At 60.5% G+C, this 20,778-nt stretch carries 19 protein-coding genes and 1 pseudogene; 4 read left to right on the top strand and 16 right to left on the bottom strand.

Going from position 1 to position 20,778, the window contains the following annotated elements:
* Positions 1–198: 198 nt before the first annotated feature.
* From VK804_RS31020 to VK804_RS31000, 5 genes and pseudogenes are all read right to left on the bottom strand, one after another.
* The gene (locus VK804_RS31020; protein WP_325752101.1) at positions 199–1,950 is read right to left on the bottom strand and encodes a hypothetical protein; all 1,752 of its coding nucleotides are present in this window, start codon (positions 1,948–1,950) and stop codon (positions 199–201) included.
* Between the two features lie 265 nt (positions 1,951–2,215).
* Positions 2,216–2,878: pseudogene (locus tag VK804_RS31015) on the bottom strand (IS256 family transposase); the annotation flags it as partial.
* Positions 2,879–3,128: 250 nt separating this feature from the next.
* Positions 3,129–5,276, bottom strand: coding sequence for a hypothetical protein (locus tag VK804_RS31010; RefSeq protein WP_325752100.1), 2,148 nt, complete (start codon positions 5,274–5,276; stop codon positions 3,129–3,131).
* A 235-nt stretch (positions 5,277–5,511) separates the two neighbouring features.
* The gene (locus VK804_RS31005) at positions 5,512–6,021 is read right to left on the bottom strand and encodes a hypothetical protein (RefSeq protein ID WP_325752099.1); all 510 of its coding nucleotides are present in this window, start codon (positions 6,019–6,021) and stop codon (positions 5,512–5,514) included.
* Positions 6,022–6,228: 207 nt separating this feature from the next.
* Complete coding sequence (locus VK804_RS31000; protein WP_325752098.1) at positions 6,229–6,555, bottom strand: hypothetical protein; 327 nt, start codon at positions 6,553–6,555, stop codon at positions 6,229–6,231.
* Positions 6,556–6,994: 439 nt separating this feature from the next.
* On the opposite strand from VK804_RS31000, the gene VK804_RS30995 reads away from it, so the two are divergent.
* Together VK804_RS30995 and VK804_RS30990 are read left to right on the top strand one after the other, a co-directional pair.
* Positions 6,995–8,185 (top strand): glycosyltransferase family 4 protein, encoded by a 1,191-nt coding sequence (locus VK804_RS30995; protein WP_325752097.1) that lies wholly within the window; start codon positions 6,995–6,997, stop codon positions 8,183–8,185.
* Between the two features lie 7 nt (positions 8,186–8,192).
* Positions 8,193–9,146: an NAD-dependent epimerase/dehydratase family protein gene (locus VK804_RS30990; protein WP_325752096.1), complete on the top strand. Its 954-nt coding sequence runs from the start codon at positions 8,193–8,195 to the stop codon at positions 9,144–9,146.
* A 12-nt stretch (positions 9,147–9,158) separates the two neighbouring features.
* Here the strand turns inward: VK804_RS30990 and VK804_RS30985 are convergent, their stop codons facing one another.
* On the bottom strand, positions 9,159–10,877 hold the full coding sequence (locus VK804_RS30985; protein ID WP_325752095.1) for a hypothetical protein: 1,719 nt from the start codon (positions 10,875–10,877) through the stop codon (positions 9,159–9,161).
* A gap of 128 nt (positions 10,878–11,005) precedes the next feature.
* On the bottom strand, positions 11,006–11,566 hold the full coding sequence (locus VK804_RS30980; protein ID WP_325752149.1) for a class I SAM-dependent methyltransferase: 561 nt from the start codon (positions 11,564–11,566) through the stop codon (positions 11,006–11,008).
* Between the two features lie 388 nt (positions 11,567–11,954).
* Between VK804_RS30980 and VK804_RS30975 the strand changes: the two genes are divergently transcribed.
* The gene (locus VK804_RS30975) at positions 11,955–12,191 is read left to right on the top strand and encodes an HGGxSTG domain-containing protein (RefSeq protein ID WP_325752148.1); all 237 of its coding nucleotides are present in this window, start codon (positions 11,955–11,957) and stop codon (positions 12,189–12,191) included.
* A gap of 579 nt (positions 12,192–12,770) precedes the next feature.
* Positions 12,771–14,084 carry an aminotransferase class III-fold pyridoxal phosphate-dependent enzyme gene (locus VK804_RS30970; RefSeq protein WP_325752094.1) on the top strand — a complete coding sequence of 438 codons (1,314 nt, stop codon included), beginning with the start codon at positions 12,771–12,773 and terminating at the stop codon, positions 14,082–14,084.
* A 61-nt stretch (positions 14,085–14,145) separates the two neighbouring features.
* On the opposite strand, the gene VK804_RS30965 is transcribed toward VK804_RS30970, so the two are convergent.
* The 9 genes from VK804_RS30965 to VK804_RS30925 all read right to left on the bottom strand — a co-directional run bounded on the left by VK804_RS30965 (position 14,146) and on the right by VK804_RS30925 (position 20,777).
* Positions 14,146–14,334, bottom strand: coding sequence for a hypothetical protein (locus VK804_RS30965; protein WP_325752093.1), 189 nt, complete (start codon positions 14,332–14,334; stop codon positions 14,146–14,148).
* A 148-nt stretch (positions 14,335–14,482) separates the two neighbouring features.
* Positions 14,483–14,752 carry a hypothetical protein gene (locus VK804_RS30960; RefSeq protein WP_325752092.1) on the bottom strand — a complete coding sequence of 90 codons (270 nt, stop codon included), beginning with the start codon at positions 14,750–14,752 and terminating at the stop codon, positions 14,483–14,485.
* A gap of 10 nt (positions 14,753–14,762) precedes the next feature.
* Positions 14,763–15,011 carry a type II toxin-antitoxin system HigB family toxin gene (locus VK804_RS30955; protein ID WP_325752091.1) on the bottom strand — a complete coding sequence of 83 codons (249 nt, stop codon included), beginning with the start codon at positions 15,009–15,011 and terminating at the stop codon, positions 14,763–14,765.
* A 557-nt stretch (positions 15,012–15,568) separates the two neighbouring features.
* Complete coding sequence (locus VK804_RS30950; RefSeq protein ID WP_325752090.1) at positions 15,569–16,228, bottom strand: hypothetical protein; 660 nt, start codon at positions 16,226–16,228, stop codon at positions 15,569–15,571.
* Between the two features lie 4 nt (positions 16,229–16,232).
* The gene (locus tag VK804_RS30945) at positions 16,233–17,009 is read right to left on the bottom strand and encodes an imidazole glycerol phosphate synthase cyclase subunit (protein ID WP_325752089.1); all 777 of its coding nucleotides are present in this window, start codon (positions 17,007–17,009) and stop codon (positions 16,233–16,235) included.
* A gap of 10 nt (positions 17,010–17,019) precedes the next feature.
* The gene (hisH, locus tag VK804_RS30940; protein ID WP_325752088.1) at positions 17,020–17,658 is read right to left on the bottom strand and encodes an imidazole glycerol phosphate synthase subunit HisH; all 639 of its coding nucleotides are present in this window, start codon (positions 17,656–17,658) and stop codon (positions 17,020–17,022) included.
* A gap of 41 nt (positions 17,659–17,699) precedes the next feature.
* Positions 17,700–18,878 (bottom strand): N-acetyl sugar amidotransferase, encoded by a 1,179-nt coding sequence (locus VK804_RS30935; protein WP_325752087.1) that lies wholly within the window; start codon positions 18,876–18,878, stop codon positions 17,700–17,702.
* A gap of 43 nt (positions 18,879–18,921) precedes the next feature.
* Positions 18,922–19,734 carry an SDR family oxidoreductase gene (locus tag VK804_RS30930; protein ID WP_325752086.1) on the bottom strand — a complete coding sequence of 271 codons (813 nt, stop codon included), beginning with the start codon at positions 19,732–19,734 and terminating at the stop codon, positions 18,922–18,924.
* Entirely contained in the window at positions 19,731–20,777 is a 1,047-nt protein-coding gene (locus tag VK804_RS30925) for a nucleotidyltransferase family protein (RefSeq protein WP_325752085.1), read from the bottom strand. The genes VK804_RS30930 and VK804_RS30925 overlap by 4 nt, the downstream gene beginning before the upstream one ends.
* Between the last annotated feature and the right edge of the window lies 1 nt (position 20,778).

Raw genomic sequence — 20,778 nt, 5'->3', positions numbered from 1 at the left:
CCGCCAATCTTTCGCGTAATATCACAGCTTCGGGAGCCTTTTTGAGCAATATTTCAGACCCCAATCGAGCATTCGTGAATGCTCTGGTGAGTGCAGCACAAGCCGGCTTCGCGATCCGTGCTCGTTCGGTCCCTTCCATTGTCAAGCCAGGGCAGATGTTGGCTTGCGCCTTTGGCGCCACTGCACTCGCTGCGCCGACTACGACGCGCTGACTTGTCCGGAACGGGTCGTCTCAGGTTCCAGCTCGGCACGCCGTTTCCGAAACGTCAGGCTCGCGAAATCGATCGCAATCCCGACGATGGCCATCGACGCCAATACCAATGCCGAGTTCGCGATCCCCAACGGCCCCTGAACCGGACTGAGCAGGAGGCTGGCGAGAATGAACGTCAGCAGCAAAGGTGGCGTCGCCAGGCTCGAGTGCCTGGCTCCAAAGGCGCTCCAGCCCGCGGCAAATCCCCAGATCAAGACATAGATGACCGCCCCGGCGGCACCGAAGTCGATATAGGCGGCCGCCCAGGCGGTTGGGAAAAGGCCGTCAATCTTCGCAGCCTTCAACTCCGTATTCATCGACAGCAGCTGCTGGTTTTGCGGAAGAAAGGATCGGAGAATTGGCGAGAGAACGCCGATTTCGTAGATGCCCCAATGCAGCGTGAACTGCGCCCGAGCTTGCCAGGCCAGATCGAGGACGTAGACGCCGTGGGTGATGTAGAAATACGTGTTCAGCAGATTGGAGGCGGTGCTCACCGAAAGCCAACCGGATTCGACCGCCGACAGCACATAGCCTCGCGGGCTGGTATGCCAGGCCTCCCGCTTCAGCCCCAGCAGTTGCAGTAGCGCGCTGACATCCGGCGAATATCGGAGTTCAGCATGACCCGGCGACGCTCTTGTCGCATCGATCATCTTGCTCAAATCGGTGGCGCTGATCGCGTCCGTGGACTGCGGTTGGCGGGGCTGCGCCAGTTCCTGCTGGACGTCCACCAGCTGCTGCTCAACCTCGCGGATCTGCCCCCGATATTCAGCATCACGAGCAGGGCTATTACTCGACCCGGCGGGATTGTTGTCCGGCGCCGGATTCTGCTCGGGCGCGGCAGACTGCCTCTCTGCGGCCAGCTTTTGTTCCAGCGCCGCCCGCTTCATTTTAAGAGCCCGAAACCGTTCGGCTTCCTGCTCTCTTCCCTTTGACAGTAACTCCTGTGCCAGCCCGCTCATCTCGGTGCAGAAATTGCGCCTGCTCGCCCACATGGCGTTGGTGTAAATACCAAACAGCACAAGGAGGGCGACCGTCTTGATGAGAAGGTGGTGTCCCTGCGGCAAATGCCGCCGACCCTGACCGACCCGGACCAGCACTGCAGCGATGGCGAGCACAATGGCGAACAAGATCGGCATGCGGCCGGAATACAGCAGCGCATAGCCGATGGGACAGAGAATCGACAGTTGCGCGAGAAACGCCGCCCAGCCGCGGACTTCCTCGCCCTTCAGGACAAACAGCACCAGCGAAACGAAGCCGAAGGAGAAAGTGAGATAGCCTGCGTAGAGCAGCGGGGTCCGTCTGATTTCGATGACGTCGATCAATGTCGGGGCGCAGCGGAGCAATTCCGCATATCCGCTGTTGCCGATACCGCTCAGCACGATGCGATCGAAAGCGATCGACGCGATTCCAGCCAAGCCGAGCAGCGACATCGCGATCACGGCAATGTTGAGCGTGCCGACCGGCGGCGCGGGCGGGCTTGGACGAAGTCGCGACCAGGCGCGGAAGCACCAGGCGCCCGCCCGGTCGCCAACGACGAACAGCGACACGCCGACTGCTACCAGCACCAGGACCGCGACCGAGGGCTGCCGCGGAAAATCGATAGGACCGAACGCGACGCCGATCAGGGTTGCGCACCAAACTACCGCCATGAGGATCGCAGGCGACGACAAACCGCGGGTTATTTTGACGAGCTGCGGCATGCTGTCCGGTTCTGACGGATGATCCACTGTTACGTGGCGGCTTCGAATTCCCTGGTCCGCCTACGGGTATAGCATACCCGTCTCCGTTGAAAGGCCGGCCAAGGCGGAACAAGCCACTGTCGCAAGCCCTTGCCGACCGACCAATGGCCCCTTTCCACGGCGAACAAAACCATGTCGTTATTTACGGTACGGTGGCGGAGATTACTTCAATCCAGCTCGAACCTATCCTTGTAGTCGAGGCGCAGAGCGAGGTCTGGTCCTCCTTCGGTGCCCAATAGACCTCGCGCAGATCCTTCTTCATTGTTGCCTGCGCCGAGAGCGGGACCTTTCCAGGATATTGACGGTCTTGTGCACCCAGCATCGCTGGTGGCGCGTGCCGGGGAGGACCTCGTCGAGCGCCTTCCAGAAGCCGAGCGCGCTGTCGCCGACCGCAATTTCGGGGGCGATCCGCAACCCGCACTGCTTGACGTCGATCAGGAGCTCGCGCCAGTTCTGCGCGCTCTCCCGCACGCCGACCTGAAAGCCGATTAGTTCCTTCTTGCCTTCCGGCGTCGCGCCGATCAGCACCAGCATGCATTCGCCGTGGCCTTCCATGCGGGCCTGAAGGAAGACGCCTCGGCCCACACGTACACATATCGCCGCGCCGACAGATCGCGCCTCTGCCAGCGCTCGTACTCGCCTTGCCACTCGGCCGTCAGCCGGGACACCACCGCAGGCGACAGGTTGGGGGCGTCCTTGCCCAGCAAGGCCGTCAGCGCCTCATGGAAATCGCCGGTCGAGACGCCACGCAGGTAAAGCACCGGCAACAGCGCATCCAGACTTCTGGTCCGCCGGCCCACAGCGGCAGGATCGCCGAGCTGAACCGGATCCGCTGGCCATCTCCGGCCGCCCCGCGGTCGCGAATCTTCGCCCGCGCAACCTCGACCGGGCGACCCATCTCGATAAGGACGAGCTTCGATGGTTTAGATCGATAGTCGGCGAGGATCTCGCGACTCCGTCTGTGTTTCGGTAAATCCAATTTGGGCTTGGATCGTTAAGAAAAACGCGCTTGATGGCGGATCGGTCCGCGCCGTTGAGCAGCAAGAAACCGGCAGGATTCCGCATATGGTCGAGCCCCCGGATAAGCCTCACCCAGCCACCGCATAGTGCGAGCCTCCACCCCCCCCTTTAGCTTTCGACTAAGGCCAGCCGACGTTCGAAAGCTGCAACCGCTGCGCATCAGCGATATCATCCAGCCTGCAGCGAAAATGCCATGGACTGAAACGGTATCGCAGTTCCGCTTTCAGTTGTCCGGTGAACAGGAACGCGCCTTGGTTGACATTGGCTCGCTGAAAACGCGCCTGCTTGCCGTCCACAATGTCGACGTCGAAGCAGTGGCTGAACTCGACCGGCAAGATCAGCAGCGAGGTGCCCTCGCTTTTAGCCTCAACGACGAGGCGATCACGAAAGACCCTGATTTCCGAAGAGCTGCCTGCGACGAGCGACGGCGGCACGTGTTCGTATACCGTCGCATCGTTTGAGCTCCCGGGATCGGCCATCCATCGCATGGCCGCATCCGTCGTCTGAACCAGAGCGGGCGAGGTGGACCAATACCCTCCCGTTTTCGCGTCCCGAATTTCATACAAGAACAGAGTCCACTTCTCCGGATTCCCCGGGTCGGTGACGAAACGGCTCTTGGGCGCAAGATTTGGAACTGGATGGTCGGTGATGACGAACCGTACTCCCAGCATTGCAAACAGGCGCGGCTCGAAACGCGTAAACGTCGTGACGACTCGTACGTGCTTTTCTGTTCGCGCGCTCAGCAACCGCGAGTTGATTGCGTGAAAAAAAGGCGACGAGAACGGGTTGATTTCGATGAGAGTGGGGATATCGAAGTACCACATCCCATAGTAGCGGTGATCATTGCCCGTCCTAAACGAAATATCTTCGGAATAAATATGCTGCCTGGTGAATGGCAACGGGACGTCGTGGCGTTCAAAGTCGGTCCCACTTAGGTTTACAACACGCCCGCGGAAGACGGCTCCTTCCTCGAGACCGATTTCGGACTTTAGCAACTCCACCAGCGACGTACTCCGCGGTGGCCAGCGTAGAGGATTTTCCTGACGGAACTGGCTGTCCGAATATGGGTGATGCAGTGCAAATATGGATGCCCACGGCAATAGAACAAGGCCGGGCATGGCCCACCTGAAAAGCCGCGGTGAGTCTATCCACCAGCCAACGAACAAATAAGCGCTAAAGATTGCATAGAAAGGCAGGCAGAACATATCTACATAATAGCCGATGATACTGGGCCCTGACCACTTCACGCCGCCAATCTGCGCATACAAGAGAATGCTCAGCTGCAGCACGATGAAAAGGAGAAAAGCAATCGCGAAGATTCGCAACCGCCCTCGCTCGCGCCACCCGACGAGCACCGCGCCGGCCAAGGACGTGGGCCACAAATACGGTCCAGGTCCAGCGCCAGAGCCAGAGCCAGCCGTAAGTATGAGAAAGGACTGGTCCGTCCATTTGACTGGTTGCTCGACGAAATCATCCCAGAAGAATGTGGTGGGGGCGTAATAGAGCAGAGCGTAGCCGTAAGCCAAAAATGCCGCGGCGAGAGTCAGAGAGACAAACGCTGCTGCGGCCGATTTCCGCAACCGCTCCGAATTGTCTTTGGCTGCGGCGACAGCAGCCAACCCAAAAACCAGCAGCATTACGCTGGCAAGCGCGGCGAGGACCGGCCGGGCGATTGCGAAGTGCCCAAGCAAAACCAGGATAGTCAGGACAAGTTTCGCATCCGTCCTGGTCCGGGTTCGTCCGATCGCGATAAAGGCGCATAAGGCCAAGGTACTTTCCGCAATAGCTTCCATGAAATGTGGGTTGCCCCACATCCGCTGCCCGGTGAATGCCGGGACAAAATATGGCAGCGTCAACAAGGCTCCGATCAGGGCAGCGGCCAGGCTCGTGAGGCGGCCGGCGCCGAGGCATCTTGCCAGGACGATCGTCGAAAAAAAGAATTCCAGTGCAAATGCCAACAATGCAACAACCGGCATCCACTCATCGGCGACGAGCGACGCAAGGATAAATCCCGGCATCAGCTGCGTTGCTTGCGGAACCCACATATCCCCGAGCCCCTGCAAGAAATTCAATGAAAAGCCTATCTCCGGACTCATCCATTTCTTTTGCGAAGTCACGATCGCAAGAATGAACGTTCCGTCAAAACGGTAGAACAAGGCGTCCCGCATATAGGAGAAATTGACTGCGCTGAGCGCCGCGAACGAAGTAGCAGGCAGAGCCCACCAGTAGCGACCGCGCACGATGGTGGAGAAAATCGTGCTCTTCACGGAGCGCTCTGAAGACATTGGGCGTCTTTCAAGTCACCTGTTCGGCGAGTGCTTCTGGCGCGACAGTCTTGCTATAAATGCGCCATGTCGTCCAACTCGATTCAAACAAATTCGGTAACCGCTCGGCTGATGACGTCGCAATATGTCGCGGCACTCGCCGGATTTCAAGAGCGTGAATCTGCGATTGGGGACCTTTGGGTCCGGGCCGGCTATCGCCAGACCGCCTTGCCGGTCGTCAAGGCCTATCGTGGGGATTCTTCTTACAGCTTCCGGAAACGAGTCGGCAACTCAGCACCCGCACCCATTCGGCTTCCGGCACTCCCAGCTTGACCCGCAGTTCCTCCTGGATCAGCCCGGTCATCTGAATGCAGAAATTGCGCCGGCCCGACCACATGGCATTGGTGTAGATGCCAAACAGCACGAGGACGGCGATGGCTTTGATCAGCAGCAGTTCCGCATATCCACTATTGTCGATCCCGCTCAGCACCAGACGATCCAGCGCGATCAACGCGATTCCCGCCAGGCCGAGCGGCGAAGTCGCGACCACCGCAAGGTTCAGCGTGCGCGCCGGTGGCGCGGGCAGGTTTGAACGAGATTGCAACCAGGTGCGGAAGGCCCAGATACCCGCCCGGTCGCCTGCGATGAACAGCGACACGCCGACGGCTACCAGCATTGCGCACCAAACGCCCGCCATGAGGATCGCAGGCGAGGACAAACCGCGAGCTGTCTTGATGAGATGCTGCATGCCGTCAGGTTCTGGCGGATGATTCACTGTTGCGTCGAGGTTTCGAATTCCCTGGCCTGTCTACGGGTAAAACATATCAGCCTCTGTTGAAAGAGCGGCCACGGCGGAAGAAGCCCTTGGCGCAAGCCCGGACACTAGGTCTCTGGATCGTGCCGAGAAATCGAAATGGACGAAGGCTCCAGAACTTCCCTGCCTTGCAACTCGCTGTCAGATTGTCGGGCGCAGGTCGTCGTCCGGGATCGGGGGATCGCCGTTTCCACCCGCTCTGCGGTAATAGAGCCTGTACAATTCATTAACCGCGAATGCCCAGTCGCCAAGTCTGCCTTGCGTCCGCAACTGGTAGACGAACATCTGTCCGAACGGAGCAACGCTGGCGAGTTGTCCGTTTTCGACGAGCGCGAGCCAGCTATCCACATCCGCGACGGCGCGGCTCAGGCATTGATCGGCAAGCTCTTGGTCGGGCGGTTCGCTCATCGTCCGGACGCGTCGACTTGTCGGGATCGCCGGCAGCTCTCGGTTCTGCGGATCATCCATTGCTCGTGTCGCAAGGCGGGAACGCGTTTCCTCGCCCTGCCTAGGGGTAGAGCATATCGGCTTCCGGTGGAAGGCCGGCCGACCGGGCCACGCCCCCGGTCCCAGTCCAATGATGGACAGATCGTCGCGGGCCGGCGCGGCGAGGCCCTGCGGCCCCTTTTCACGGCGAACCGAATCATATCGTTATTGACGCGGGCGTGCCGGCTTCGAGGCATGACGGAACTTTGGAGGCCGTCACGCCGCTTCATCGAATTGTTGCGTGATCGAGTTTCTTCATCGCCACTCGTGATCCTTCGATTTGTCTTGACGTTCCGGTCATTTGGAAGCCGTGATCGAAAGCATGCGTTCGCTGGAAGATGGGGATCAACGGTGCTAACGGTCCGCCGCCGGTAATTGCTCCCCGGGTTTCGCCCGGACTTTCGAGGGACATCCGTTTCCCATGCCCGGTAAAATCGTGATTGTGAGTCAGTATTTCGCTCCCGATCCCACGACCACAGCGACTTATGTAACCGCGATCGCCAATGGACTGACGACCGACAGCGAGGTTCTCGTGATTTCCGGAACCGCCCATTCCAGTGCCGCTGCCGCCGGGTTCCGCGTCGTGGAAGTCGCAAGCTGGACGCCGCAGAAGGGCGCGGTGCTGCGCCGGGCGATCGCCATGCTGTGGCTGTCCGCAAAAATGTTGGTTGCCACGCTCAGGCATGTCGGCAGAGACGATGTCGTGCTTTGTGTGACCACGCCGTTTGCACTGCCCTACCCGGTCGCGCTGGCGACCAAGCTGCGCAAGGCGCGCGCCGTCCTGTTGATTTATGATCTCTACCCCGAAGCGCTGATCATGGCGGGACTGGTGCGGCCGCGATCGCTGGTGGCGAAAGTCATCCGCTTTGCCAACGGCCTGCTGTTCCCGGCGCTCGACGCCATCATCACCATCGGGCGCGACGTCGAGGCGTTGCTGCTCGCCTATAGCAATGTCGTGAAGCGCAATATCCATTTCATTCCGAACTGGCCGCTGCTGCCGATCCGATACCGCGAAATCTCCGCGGCCAAACCTTTTCGCGCCTTCCCGGACAAGCTGGTGGTCGGCTTGTCGGGCAATCTGGGGTTCACCCACAGTGCGGCCACGGTTTTTGAAGCGGCGCGACTGTTGAAAGACGAACAGAATATTCACTTCATGCTTTCCGGATGGGGAAGCGGATGGACACAATTGACCGGGCTTTACGCCGCAACGCCGCTTCCCAACGTCACGCTCGTCGATCGGGTGCCGGAGTCCGAACTCGAGGCATTCCTCGCGGCGGCCGACGTCTGGGTGATTCCCTATCGTCGCAATGTGGTGGGCGTGTCGGTCCCGAGCCGGATCTACAATCTGCTGGCGGTCGGACGGCCGGTCATCGTGACCGCCGAAGCCGGTTCGGAAGCGGCATTGATGCTGAAAGAGGAAAATATCGGCTGGGTCGCAAGGCCTGAAGATCCGCGCGATCTGGCCGACGCGATCCGCTCTGCCGCGGCCGATCGCCAGGAGACGCTGGCCAAGAGCAAGCGTGCCGCGCTTGCCGCGCAAAAATATACCGCGGACCGCGCGATCGACCGGTACCGGCAGGTCGTCGGCGACATCATGAACTCGGTCCGGTAGCGCGAGCATGGCCCCGATCGTCCTCATCACTGGCGCCGACGGGTTTGTGGGACGTCACATGGTGGCGGCGCTGGCGGAAGCCGGCTGGCAGGTGCGTTGCGCCCAGCGCTCGATCTGCCCGGCGGCCCGCGCGGACACGGTTGGAGGCCTCGAACTCGGGCCGGCGACCGACTGGCGAGCCGCTCTTCGCGGGGTCGACGCGGTGATCCATCTGGCGGCACGCGCGCACCGCTCCCGCAGCGTGCAGGAACGCGAGAGCGATCTGTATCATTGCGTCAATGTCGAAGGCACCCTGCAATTGGCGCGCTGCGCGGCCGCGGCCGGCGTGCGCCGGTTCATCTTTCTGAGCAGCGTCGCGGTCAACGGCGGCACCACCGAGGGACGGACGCCGTTTTGCGAGCACGACGGCATCGCGCCCAAAACCGTCTACGGCAAGACCAAGGCCGCCGCGGAACGGGGCCTGGCGGAACTGGCTGTTGGGACCGCGATGTCGATCACCGTGATTCGCACGCCGATGATCTTCGGCACCGGTGCCGTCGGCAATTTCGGCCGGCTGCTGTCGGCGGTGCGCGCCGGCGTGCCGCTGCCCTTTGGCCTGATCGACAACCGGCGCGCCTTTCTCGGAATTGAGAATCTGACTTCCTTTGTCAGCCATCGCCTGACCGCGCAACATTCCGCGCCGTTCGACGTGTTTCTGCTGGCCGACGCCGAGCAGGTTTCCACGCCGCAATTCATCCGGCTATTGGCGCGCGCGAGTGGCCGGCCGGCACGCCTGTTGCCGATTCCGCTTTCCGTGCTGCGGGCGCCGATGAGCTATCTCGGACTGACCGACGCCTTGATCGGGTCGCTGGAAGTGGATGCCCGCAAGGCCAACGCGACGGGGTGGCGTTGTCGGCTCAGCCTCGCCGAGGGCCTCGCGCATGCCGTCGCAACCTTGCCGGCACTCGACACGGCCGCCTGAGCCCGGTCCGGTTCATTCGCCGAGGCACACCTTGCCGCGCCGGATCCGCCGGTAGAGCGCAAACGACAGCGGCGGTTCGAATGTCGAGAATACCGGCTCCGCGACCTGCTCGAAACATTTCTCCAGGCCGGTTTTGATCAGCGGCGCATCGGGCGCCCAGATCAGCCAGGGCAGGACATGATCGACCGGCTGCCGCTGCACGACCATCCAGTTGCCGTTTTGCTGTATCCACTCTCTGGCGGTCTCATCCGTCCATGCCGTAATTTGTCGCAGCTCCTCCCTTGCCTGCGCAGCGTCCTCAGCGGTCACATTTGCATTCAACTCACGATAGGATGACGTCAGAACGAGAGTAACTGGTGGGACCCGGATTTCCGCCAGTGCCAACGCCAACGGGATGCGTGAATCGCGGCCGACAAATTCCACCGCCGAGCCGGGAGGCAAAAGCGTGCGCATCACCTCGCCGGCCGTACGAACTTCTTCCGGCAAAGAGTTGGCGCGATTGCGGATCGAGGGTAGTTGATTATAGACGCCGGTGAGACTCCAGGCTTGTTCCGCGGCCAGCCCGATCGAAGCCCCAGCTACCCCAACCGCGATGACGCGAGCCCGCAGATCGCTCCGACTCATCAGCATTAAGCCGTGCAAAGCAAGTCCGCCTGCCAGGGCGGCGAGATAATTGAAATAATTCGCATAGGCCTGGATGCAGCCGCCGCAAATCGGCTGCAGCCCAAGGTGGTTGAAAGCGAACATGTACCAATAGGATGCTGCAAACAGCGCAGTCCAGCCACGATTGGGGATCGGACGAAGCGCGGCAACGATCGTTGCGGCCAGTGCGCTTGCGATCGGCACGATATGGTGATTGAGAAAATAATGTCCCATAATGTCCCAGCCGAAGGCGTATGCGAGCAAATCTTGCAGCGTTGGGTGAGAGATCACGCCCAACATTTGATGGCTGAGACGCAAAGCGTGCGGATAGAGGCTCGGCAGCACCCCCGCCTGAATCAGCCAATCCGTCACACCTGGAACCCAGAGGGTGACGTAAACGAACCGATGCCCCCAAAGCAAAGCCATTAACGACCACGTCAGCACAAGTATCGCAGCCGAACAGAAATACACGCGACGGCGATCCCGGCCGGCCCTCAGCCAGACAATGCCGAGGCTCAACGCGATAAATGCAACCGAATTGATGCGAAGCAGATAAGCCATGGTCAGGACGGCGCCGAAGGCTGTCGCGACCGCAAAACTGGCACTCTTCTTCATTTGCAGGAGAAGATGCAGTGCGACCAGTTGCAGACAAATGAAGACGGCATATGGCGTCGCGCTGTTGAAGTAAAAAATACTGTCTTCGTTCAACGCAAAAACGACAATGGCAAATGCAATCGGCCAGACCGAACAGCCCAACCGTTGCAGCAGGCTCGCCAGCAACCCGATGTTGATGCCCGTCATGACAAGCGAGAAGGTGCGTGCCGAAACGACGCCATGACCGAAGATCCACTGCCAGGCACCCAGGGCATAGAAGAACAACGGCTGATACCAGGTCGCATCCTCGGCAGTGTAGGGCCTCACCGCGCCGCTGACGTACCACCACGATTTGATGATGTAGTCCGTTTCGTCGCCCCAGGTGCCCTGCCGCAACACAGCCGTGATCGAGAGCGCGATCCAGCAGACCAGGACGGCCAGCAGGACGCCGGCGCCGGCCCTGCTAAAGCGTCTATTGTCGTACGAAACGTCCATAAGGATATCGGTTCCCGCGGTTGTCTCGCAGAATCACGGGTTGGTTTCAAGCCGCGGTCTGGGCGACCGGTTTGCGGGGTATCTTGCCTAGGCAGTAGCCTCTGGGACATCCAATGCGTTTGTCACGTTCAGGAAGCCTTGCGGGCGATCATGATAATGTGGTCGTACGGAATCCGCAGCAAGTCGTTCAGGAAAAGGGTTTGAACGTCGAACCCCATACCGTTCAATAACCGGAGATAGCCCTCCGGGGTTCTGATGTTGGTTCCGGAGTCCAGATAGTTGAACAATCGGACCGCAACGCGCTGTCGGGGTAACCAGACGTTGTCAATCGTGACAATCCTTCCGTTCGGTTTCAGCAGACGCGCGAGCGACGCAAAAAGCGAAATAGCCTCGCTGTCCGCGATATGGTGAAGCAATGCGGAAATATTTATGAGATCGAATTGCTTGCCCTCCTGCTTCAAATCATCGGCGGCATTTCCAGCGATAAAGCGGCCGCGGTCGCCGTACCGCCGTCGGGCGTAGGCGATGTGCTTCGCGTTCAAGTCGATGCCGGTATAGTCGAGCGAAGGAAGATAGGACAGTATGTTGGCCGGTCCGCATCCCACGTCCAGCATTTTCATGCCAGGCGTCGGCCGCAAGACTTCGTTCACGTACCGTGTAATCGCTTTGTCCGCACCAAGCGAAAACATTAATCCCTTGTGGATCGACGGAACCGTTATTAGTCGGTAAGCGCCAGAGATTCGTTGCGCCATTGTTAACCCCCGAAACACCCCAAAATATGCCGCTCGTCGGCATCACGTTAAGCTGGGGAACGTATCGGAACATCCCCGCCGGGAACAGTCCACGTATTTCCAGACGCGGGCTCGGACGCCGCGCGGGTTCGCCCCGCCGCACAGCGGCTTGTCTCGAAAATCGGCCTTGAGATACCCGCGAGAGCGCACCTGACATCACGCCTTCGCAGCTTTCCCATTCCAGGGCACCAGCGATGGAGATCATGGGTGAGCCCCCGTACCGGGGAACACCGCTAAAGCGCAAGTCTGGCAAGTGAGCGACGATAGTCCCCGCAATACCGGCCCGATGCCGGACAGCCAGCGGTGCGGAGCTAAGACCCGCAAGGGCGGCTCCTGCAGGTCGCCGACGGTCCACGGCAAAAGACGCCGCCGGATGCACGGCGGCGCAGCGGGGTCGGGGGCGCCCAAAGAAAACGAGAACGCGCTTAAGGATGGCCTATTTACAAAAGAAGCAATTGAAGCGCGGAAACACCTACGAGAACTATTGCAACAGTCCCGGAGGCTTCTGCAGAAAATCCAGTGATGTGACGAAAATTGCCCCAAATTCCAAAGTTTTTTTATCCTACTTTGAGTGTGGACAATAGCTGAATGCGGAATATCGATGTCCTGCAGCTCGGCCCGACCATTCAAAACACGCGGTCAAATGCGAGGCAAGCACACACCGGAAGGCCGCCTCCGAGGTGGTTTTGATCCGGCCGGCGTCACTTTTGATATCGACTTTTCCGGCGACCGTCCCTGCATACCGGTCATCTCCGCCGCGGACGCCAAGGGTCGCTTCCTGGTCCACCCCCCGGCAACCAAGCGCGTCAAACTTATCAGGGTGCGTGGGAAAACCTAGGTTATGTGATCAGAAACATGATGCCGTGACAAGATCTTTCGATCGGCTTCCAATGCCGCATCGATAGAAAGCCTGGGGTTACAATGCCGATTTTTGGTATCATTTCACTAATACGTATGTCGGCGGCGAACACCGCAGCAGTACGATGCAGCGTGACGCCTGCACCAGGATCATCCACGGGCTGAATTCGCGACTTTTGTGCCGCTTGCCTCGAAATCGGCCTTGAGTTATCCACCGCGTACCTTGCCGCAGAGGGGAACAGGTATGTCAAGCACTGGCCAGACGCTGTACCGGCGCGCGCGCAAGGTCATGCCCGGCGGCACGCAGTTGCTCTCGAAACGTCCGGAAATGTTCCTGCCCGGCCAATGGCCGACGTACTACAGGTCGGCCAAGGGGGCCGAAGTCGTCGATCTCGACGGAAAAACCTATCTCGACATGAGTTACTGCGGCATCGGCGCCACCGTGCTCGGCTATGCCGATCCTGACGTCAACGCCGCGGTCAAGACCGCAATCGACATGGGCTCGATGTCGACGCTGAACTGCGCCGACGATGTCGAGCTCGCGGAACTTCTGATTGAGCTGCACCCGTGGGCGGACATGGTCCGCTTCGGCCGCGCCGGCGGCGAGGCCATGGCGATCGCGGTGCGGATTGCGCGCGCCGCAACCGGGCGCGACATGGTGGCGTTTTGCGGCTATCACGGCTGGCATGATTGGTATCTGAGCGCCAATCTCGGCGAGACCGCCGCGCTCGACGGCCATCTCCTGCCTGGTCTCGCCCCCAAAGGGGTGCCGCGCGGCCTCTCCGGCTTGATGCATCCGTTCCACTTCAACAAGCTCGACGAAATCGAAACCATCGTCGCCGGGCACGGCGAGCGGCTCGCCGCGATCGTGATGGAGCCTGTTCGTAGCACCGACCCGGCTCCCGGGTTTCTCAAGGGGATCCGCTCGCTCGCCGATCGCTGCGGTGCGGCCTTGATATTCGACGAGGTGACCGCCGGATTTCGCCTTAATTCGGGCGGCGCTCACCTCGCCTATGGCGTCGATCCCGACGTGGCCGTATTTGCGAAAGCGTTAGGAAACGGATTTCCGATTGCAGCGATCATCGGCCGTCATTCGGTGATGGATGCTGCACAAGAGACCTTTGTCAGCTCCACGGCCTGGACCGAGCGCGTCGGACCGGTTGCGGGGCTCGCCACACTGCGCAAGCATCGCGAGCAGAACGTCGCCAGGCATCTGATCCGGATTGGAACCCGCGTTCAGCGCGGATGGCAGGACGCCGCGGGCGCGAATGACCTTCCGATTCAGGTCTCCGGAATGGCGCCACTCGGGCATTTTGTATTCGACCGATCGGACGCACAGGAGATCAAGACATTGTTCACGCAGATGATGCTGGACAAGGGCATCCTCGCCCACGGCTCGTTCTACGCGATGCTGGCGCACACCGACGCGCATGTCGATCGGTATCTTGAGGCGGTCAATGAGGTGTTTCGCGCCTTGAAGATCGCCATCGATCAGAACGCCGTGCGGCAATTGCTGCGCGGACCTGTGGCGCATTCCGGGTTCAAGCGGCTGACGTAAGCAAGGCCCTCGAAATATCGCTAGCCACATTGCGGCCAGGTCCGATCTTGTCTTCCGATCCCTATCGACCGAAAACCTGCCGGATCGCTTCCGCGTTTTCATGCACGGCCTTGTTGGCAAGGAACATGAAGATCGGAATGGCCACCATCAACAGCAACATCATCACCAGGCGCGTGCGGCTGAGAAAGCGCCTGGGTCGGTTGATGGGATGAAGGTTCGAGCGGTCGTCGTTCTCTTTGATTTCCATCACTCCAGCTTATCCGAACCCGCGCGACGGATTGGGCCACAGCCAGGGGCCTAGGCCGCAACCCGACGCGGTTTCACCAGAAGATCGGCCGGAATCTTCCACGCTTCGCTGATCCTATGGATCATCTCAACCGTCAGCGGACGCCGCCGGTTCAACAGCTCGGATGCACGCGACCTCGAGCAGAGCAACTCGCGAGTTCGGCCTGCGAATGGCCGAGTTCCTCGATGGCGTAATTCAGCAAGTCGATCGGATCGGAGACATCGATATTCGGCCAGCGACGGTCCTCGTATTTCTCGACGAGGGTTGCGAGAATGTCGAGCTTGTCGCCTTCTTCAGTCCCCGGCGCAGCGCCCCAGAGTTTCTCGATCTCCCGAATTGCCGCGGCGTGATCGTCGTCGTTTCGAATGGGGTGAATTTCCATGTTGTTCTTCCTAGAGTTGCGAAACGGTCAAGGCGTCGACCCTATCGTACTCGGCATGCGTTCCGATGAATTTGACGAACGCGATGCTCCTCGTGAAATCGAAGGCAACAATCATCCGAAAATCGCCGCCCGCGATTTCGAAGCGCGCTCGCTCGCCATTCAGAATTTTTGCATTCGGAGCGGCAAACCGCACATCCTCCATCGAATTCCATTTGGCATTCTTGACCAATGTTCTCCAACGTTGCAGCGGAACCTTCATTTCCGAATGTCTCTCGGCATAGGACGAAAGCACGTTCTACGAAACAGTTTGTTCCCAAATCGGGAACATTGCAATACTCGATGTAAACACCCGCAAATAATTCTGGATTACGGAAATGGTGCTTATGAGTCTGACCTGCGACGTTTTGTCATACTGCCGAATTTCAGAAGAATCACTTGCCGGCCCACCCAAATCACTTGGTCCGGGCTCAAGGCTGGCGCGTGGGGAATGCCGGATGATTCCGGTGTGACCTAACTAACGCGTATTCGCTCTACTACTACCCTTTGCACACGCGGCTATCGGGCGCATCGGGCGCCCGGCATTCCCTGCACCCTCTGTTTGGAGGGCGGGAAATAAATGAATACCTCGCGCAAAAAAAGGATGCGGCGAGATCGCGAAGTCATGTCCCATCGTCATTGCGAGGAGCACTCTTGTCCGCCGAAGCCCGCCTTCGGGCGAAGGCGGATGCGACGAAGCAATCCAATCTTTCTTTTTGTTGCGCGATGGATTGCTTCGCTTACAATGACGGTGTCAGGCAGATAGTGCCGGTGGTGCGGCTAAGCCCCGAAAATATCGCGGACGACATTGCGATTCGTGTGCGACCGCCCGGCGTTCGGATAAACCCCGTGCAGCACGCTGTCGGCTTCGAGCTTGCCGCCGTCGATGACGATGGCGCCGGTCGACACAAAACTGTTGTCGTCGACCGCGGTGTTTCCGATCACGCGGCTGCCGCCATACATCACGATGCCGCGGCCGAACGAGGGATAGTCGTTGTCGAGGTTCGCGCCGACCGTGCAGTTGTGGTAGCAGAGGAAATAATCCGAATAGCTGGCGCGGCCGAGCACGGTGCCGACCGGGTGCTGGACCGCGAACACGTCGGGCAGCTGCACCTCGTAATAGGCGTCGAGCGCGTGCAGGGCCTTGTTGAGCGCATAGGCCTTGTCGGCAATGGGGTGGCCGGGCTTTTCGCGAAAGGTCGAGTTGGAGAGGTAATACAGGAAGATCGCGTATTGATCGCAATGCAGATGCGAAAAACGCGGCTGGCCGTTCGCGAAATAGCCCTTCAAGCGGAGGCGGGAGAAGCAGTGCTCGACCCGGTCGAGCGCGAGATCGACGAGGCGCGGCAGGTCGGCCAGATCGGCGGCGTCGGGAAACAGGTTTTCGAGCTGCTTTCGCAGATACCGGGCGAGGTCGGTTCGGCTGAGCGAGGTTTGCACGGACCTAGTTCCTGCTGCTGGCGCTGGTGCGGACGTCGAGGCCGCGCGAGGCGAGATGGCTGCGCAGCTTGATCGGACTGTGATCGGTAAACAGGAACATCGAGGAGATCGCGACCGCCGAGGCGCCTGCCTCCAGCGCGTCGATGGCGTGCTGCAGCGAGCCGCAGCCGCCGGAGACGATCAGGGGAACGCTGAGCCGCTCGGCCGCCTCGTGAATCATGTCGAGATCGTAGCCTTCCATGGTGCCGTCGCGATCGATCGAGCCCAACAGAATCTCGCCGCAATGCAGATCCTCGCAGCGCAGCGCCCACTCGATCGGATCCAGCGCGGCCGGCTCGCGGCCGCCTTCGATGAAGACTCTGGCGCCCTCGGTGCCGGTGCGCTTGTAGTCGATCGAGACGGTGATGCACTGGTCGCCGAAGGTACGCGCCGCCTCGCGCACGAATTCGGGACGCCGCACGGCTTCCGAATTGACCGAAACCTTGTCGGCGCCGGCGCGCAACAGACGGTTGACGTCCTCGAGCGTTCGCACCCCGCCGCCGACCGTGAACGGCATGAAGATTTCCTCCGACATCCGTTCGATGATCTCGACCACCCGTCCCCGCGACTGCTCGCTCGGCACGATGTCGAGCACGATCAGTTCGTCGACGCCGTAATCATTATAGACCTTGGCCGTCGTCACCGGATTGCCGGCGATGCGCTCATTGTCGAAGAAGCGTGTGTATTTCACCAGCCGTCCGTCGCGCAGCAGGAATTTCGGGATCAGTCGCTTTTTCAGCATTGCGCGTATTTCAAGGATTCCACCGCAGGAAATTGCCGACCAGTTCGATGCCGCTATCCTGGCTTTTCTCGGGGTGGAACTGGGTCGCCACGATATTGTCCCTGGCGACGATGGCGGTGACGTGCTGGCCGTAGTCGGCCCAGCCGACGAGATCGCCTGCATTGTCGCAGCGCATGGCAAAGCTGTGCACGAAATAAAAGGCGAGATTGCCGTCGCGCATATTGGCCAGCACCGGATGGTCGCGCTCCTTGGTGACGCTGTTCCAGCCCATATGCGGGATTTTCAACGCGGGATCGTTGGGGCGCAGCCGCAGGATGTCGGCGTCGAACCAGCCGAGCCCCTCAAAGGGCGGGTTGCCGTCGGCGTGTTCCTCGGAGGTTTTCGCCAGCAGCTGCATGCCGAGGCAGATCGCCAGAAACGGCTTGGCCTTTTCGCGCACCTGGCGTTCGAGGATTTCGTCGATGCCGCGGGCGCGAATATTGCTCATGGCATCGCCGAAGGCGCCCACCCCGGGCAGGATGACGTGGGAGGCATCGGCGATTACGGCGGCATCGTGGGTGACAACGGGGTTGAAGCCGCAATAGTCGACGGCGTTGCGCACCGAGCGGACATTGTTGATGCCGTAATCGACGATCGCGACGTCTGACATCGTTGGCTCCCCTGGGCGCCCGGCTTAGGCGCCGCTTGCGATCAGCCCTTGCCGCCGATTTCAATGCCCGGATGGTTCGGCCACGGCACGGCGGTAGCGTCCCATTGCTCCATGTCCGGCATGCGCTTGCCCGGCTCGACCTGGTTGGGCGAGAACTGCCACGGGCTGACTTCATGGCGCATCGCGACCTCGAGGAACTGCTCCTCGCTGATCTGCAGGTAATCGAGGAACAGATCGAGGCTCGGCGGCCGCTTGCCGTCATACTGCCGGACCAGCTTCTCGCCCTCCTCGCGGGTCATGCGGTGATTGCGGATGTCGATGTTGGCGAGGTGATTGGTCCGCCCCATGCCGCGCTTGATGTATTTCAGGTAGTCGCGCACGCCCTGGAAGAAGCATTCGATCTTCTCGTAGTCGTATTCGGGGGGAATGCCCTCGACCTCCTGGCCCTTCCAGCCAAGCTCGCGCTTGATGATCTCGACGTGCTTCTTGGTGTCCCATTTGATGTAGCTGCCGAGGCAGATCGAGCGGCACTTGATGCGCATCAATTCCTTGCGAGGCGGGTAGACGAAGGGATAGAGGTCGCGCTTGGCGACGCGGCCGCCGAGGAATTCGTACATGTCGTCGGCGGTGATGCCGAGGTTCATCGCGCGGTTGAAGCGTTTTTCGTCGACCTCCTCCATCTCGTCGTAGGAATAGAACGACTGGTACTCGGCGAGACTCTCACCCCAGAACAACAGCGACGTCTCGTAGCGGATGGCGATCTGCATGGTGTGGGCGTAGATGCCAGTGTGGCAGTGCCAGCAGAAGTCGCCGCGACGTTTCAGCGATTCCAGCATCAGCTCGCGAACGACGTGCCAGTTCGGGGTGAAATTCAGTACGTCGACGCCGAGCTGCTTGAAGACGGAGGTGTTGTTTTCCTCGATCAGCGGCCGGTAGAACCAGTGGTCGAAGCGCACGACCAGCGGCTTCAGGCCCAGTTTGCGCACGACATACCAGAGCTGGAACACGCTGTCCTTGCCGCCGGAATAGGGCACGATGCAGTCGTAGAGCCCCTTGTCGCGGTACTGCGCGACCAGTTCCTGCATCTGGGCATAACGGTCGTCCCAGTCGACCTGGGTGTCGCGCACCTCGATCTGCGAGCAAACGCTGCAGGCGCCGGCCTCGTCGAACGAGGTTGCCTCGGCCGTTTCCGGCAACAGGCATCTGCTACAGCTCAGCATGTCCCAAAAATCCCTTAATTCAATTCCACGATTTGCGTCGGCCTTACCATACGGTCCAGCCGCCGTCGACCGTCAGGCACTGGCCGGTCACATAGGCCGACAAATCGCTCGCCAAATAGGCCACCGCGCCCTTGAAATCCTCCTCCCGCGCCATCCGTCCCAGAGGGGTGCGGGCCACATAACGGCCGAGAAACGGCTCCGGCGTGTCCCTGAACACCCCGCCCGGCGCGATCGCATTGACCCGGACCTGCGGTGCCAGCGTGGTGGCAAGCCAGCGCGTGGCCTGGATCAGGCCGCCCTTGCTGGCGGCATAGGCGGCCGGATTGCCCAAATCGGTTCCCTCATAGAGCCGCCAGTCGGGGCCCGCGAGCCCATAAATCGAGGAAATATTGATGATGCTGCCGTGCCCCGACGCCCTGAGATCGCCTGCCGCGGCCTGCACCAGCACAAAAGGCGCGGTCAGATTGACCTCGAGCGCCCGCCGCCAGGTCGCGTCCGCCTGCTGCTCGAACGGCACCGCCCAGCCCTCAAGACCGCTGGTGCCGACGAATGCCGCGCAATTGACGATGATGTCGATGCGGCCGAATCGCTCCCGCACCCGGCGCGGCAGGTCGCGCACCACCTCGGCCTGTTCGAGATCGCAGTCGAATCCGGCGGCGGCCACCTTCCATTGCCGGCTCAGTTCGGCGGCTGCGTCGGCGGAGCCGGAGGACGAAATATCGATGACCGCAATATCAGCCCCGAGCTCGGCCAGCGCATGCCCGATCGATCTTCCGATGTGGCCGGCGCCGCCCGTCACCAGCGCCACCCGCCCCTTCAGCGACATCAGCTCGCGCAGGGAGCGGTCGGCGTTCACCCGAAAATCCTCTGGAATTCATCGGAGGCGCGCTGCAGGTCGTCGAGACGACCGACATCGATCCAATATTCGCGCAACGGAAAGCCGACCGATGATTTGCCCTGCGCGATCGTGCGCTCGATCAGGGTCGGCATGTCAACCGTCTCGTTGGCATCGAGATGATCGAGGATGCCGGGATCGAGCAGATAGACGCCGGCGTTGACGAAGAATTTCTGCGTCGGCTTCTCGCGGATACCGAGCAGGCGATGACCGTCGAAGTCGACTACCCCGAACGGCACGGTGATGGAATGCTCGCGGACGCATACGGTGGTAAAGGCCTTGTGCTCGCAGTGGTATTTCAGCATTTGATCGAAATTCACCGTTGTGAGCAGGTCGCCGTTCATGACGAAGAACGGCTGCGTCGGACGCCCTGGCAATAACGAAAGCGCGCCCGCGGTGCCGAGGCGCTCACTTTCTTCGAGATAGCCGATATCGACGCCCCACGCCGTCCCGTCGCCGAAATAGTCGCGGATCATCTCGGCCTTGTAGTTGACGGAAATGTAGAACCTTCCGAAACCCGCTTTGATAAACCCACTGAGCACGGTCTCCAGGATGGGCTTGTCGCCGATCCGCAGCAGGGGCTTTGGAATATCATCAGTGAGCGGCTTTAGCCGCGAGCCGAGGCCGCCGGCCATCAGAACCACCCAATGATCGGATTGCGGAGAGGCCGCCAGATCGTCGATCAATTTGACGTCCGTGACGTTGCCTTCGGCATCGACGATCGGCAATTGATGAATTGAATGGCGTCGCATCAACATCAGCGCAGCCATGTTCGAAATTCCAGCCTGCCCGGTAATCGGCGAGCGATTCATCACCGCCGAGATCGGCGAATCCAGGGGGACCGAGGCCAAGATCGCGCGCCGAATGTCGCCATCCGTCGCCGTTCCAAGCAATTTGCCGTCTCGACAAACCAAGGCGACCTGCTGACTGCCGTCGCCGATCACCCGGATCGTTTCGAAGATCGAGGTCGTTTCGGAAACCGAGTGGCGGGTTATCAGTGTCATG

It is taken from the genome of Bradyrhizobium sp., assembly GCF_035484855.1.
Lineage (GTDB): Bacteria > Pseudomonadota > Alphaproteobacteria > Rhizobiales > Xanthobacteraceae > Bradyrhizobium.
The sequence above is the reverse complement of the archived record's forward strand: the minus strand, read 5'-3'. Positions and strand labels throughout refer to the sequence as shown.

Excerpts from the sequence above, each read along its gene's own strand:
- VK804_RS31020 (WP_325752101.1), bottom strand. The coding sequence starts at position 1,950 with ATGCCGCAGCTCGTCAAAATAACCCGCGGTTTGTCGTCGCCTGCGATC.
- VK804_RS31005 (WP_325752099.1), bottom strand. The coding sequence starts at position 6,021 with ATGCAGCATCTCATCAAGACAGCTCGCGGTTTGTCCTCGCCTGCGATC.
- VK804_RS31000 (WP_325752098.1), bottom strand. The coding sequence starts at position 6,555 with ATGGATGATCCGCAGAACCGAGAGCTGCCGGCGATCCCGACAAGTCGA.
- VK804_RS30995 (WP_325752097.1), top strand. The coding sequence starts at position 6,995 with ATGCCCGGTAAAATCGTGATTGTGAGTCAGTATTTCGCTCCCGATCCC.
- VK804_RS30990 (WP_325752096.1), top strand. The coding sequence starts at position 8,193 with ATGGCCCCGATCGTCCTCATCACTGGCGCCGACGGGTTTGTGGGACGT.
- VK804_RS30985 (WP_325752095.1), bottom strand. The coding sequence starts at position 10,877 with ATGGACGTTTCGTACGACAATAGACGCTTTAGCAGGGCCGGCGCCGGC.
- VK804_RS30980 (WP_325752149.1), bottom strand. The coding sequence starts at position 11,566 with ATGTTTTCGCTTGGTGCGGACAAAGCGATTACACGGTACGTGAACGAA.
- VK804_RS30975 (WP_325752148.1), top strand. The coding sequence starts at position 11,955 with ATGCCGGACAGCCAGCGGTGCGGAGCTAAGACCCGCAAGGGCGGCTCC.
- VK804_RS30970 (WP_325752094.1), top strand. The coding sequence starts at position 12,771 with ATGTCAAGCACTGGCCAGACGCTGTACCGGCGCGCGCGCAAGGTCATG.
- VK804_RS30960 (WP_325752092.1), bottom strand. The coding sequence starts at position 14,752 with ATGGAAATTCACCCCATTCGAAACGACGACGATCACGCCGCGGCAATT.
- VK804_RS30955 (WP_325752091.1), bottom strand. The coding sequence starts at position 15,011 with ATGAAGGTTCCGCTGCAACGTTGGAGAACATTGGTCAAGAATGCCAAA.
- VK804_RS30945 (WP_325752089.1), bottom strand. The coding sequence starts at position 17,009 with ATGCTGAAAAAGCGACTGATCCCGAAATTCCTGCTGCGCGACGGACGG.
- hisH (WP_325752088.1), bottom strand. The coding sequence starts at position 17,658 with ATGTCAGACGTCGCGATCGTCGATTACGGCATCAACAATGTCCGCTCG.
- VK804_RS30935 (WP_325752087.1), bottom strand. The coding sequence starts at position 18,878 with ATGCTGAGCTGTAGCAGATGCCTGTTGCCGGAAACGGCCGAGGCAACC.
- VK804_RS30925 (WP_325752085.1), bottom strand. The coding sequence starts at position 20,777 with ATGACACTGATAACCCGCCACTCGGTTTCCGAAACGACCTCGATCTTC.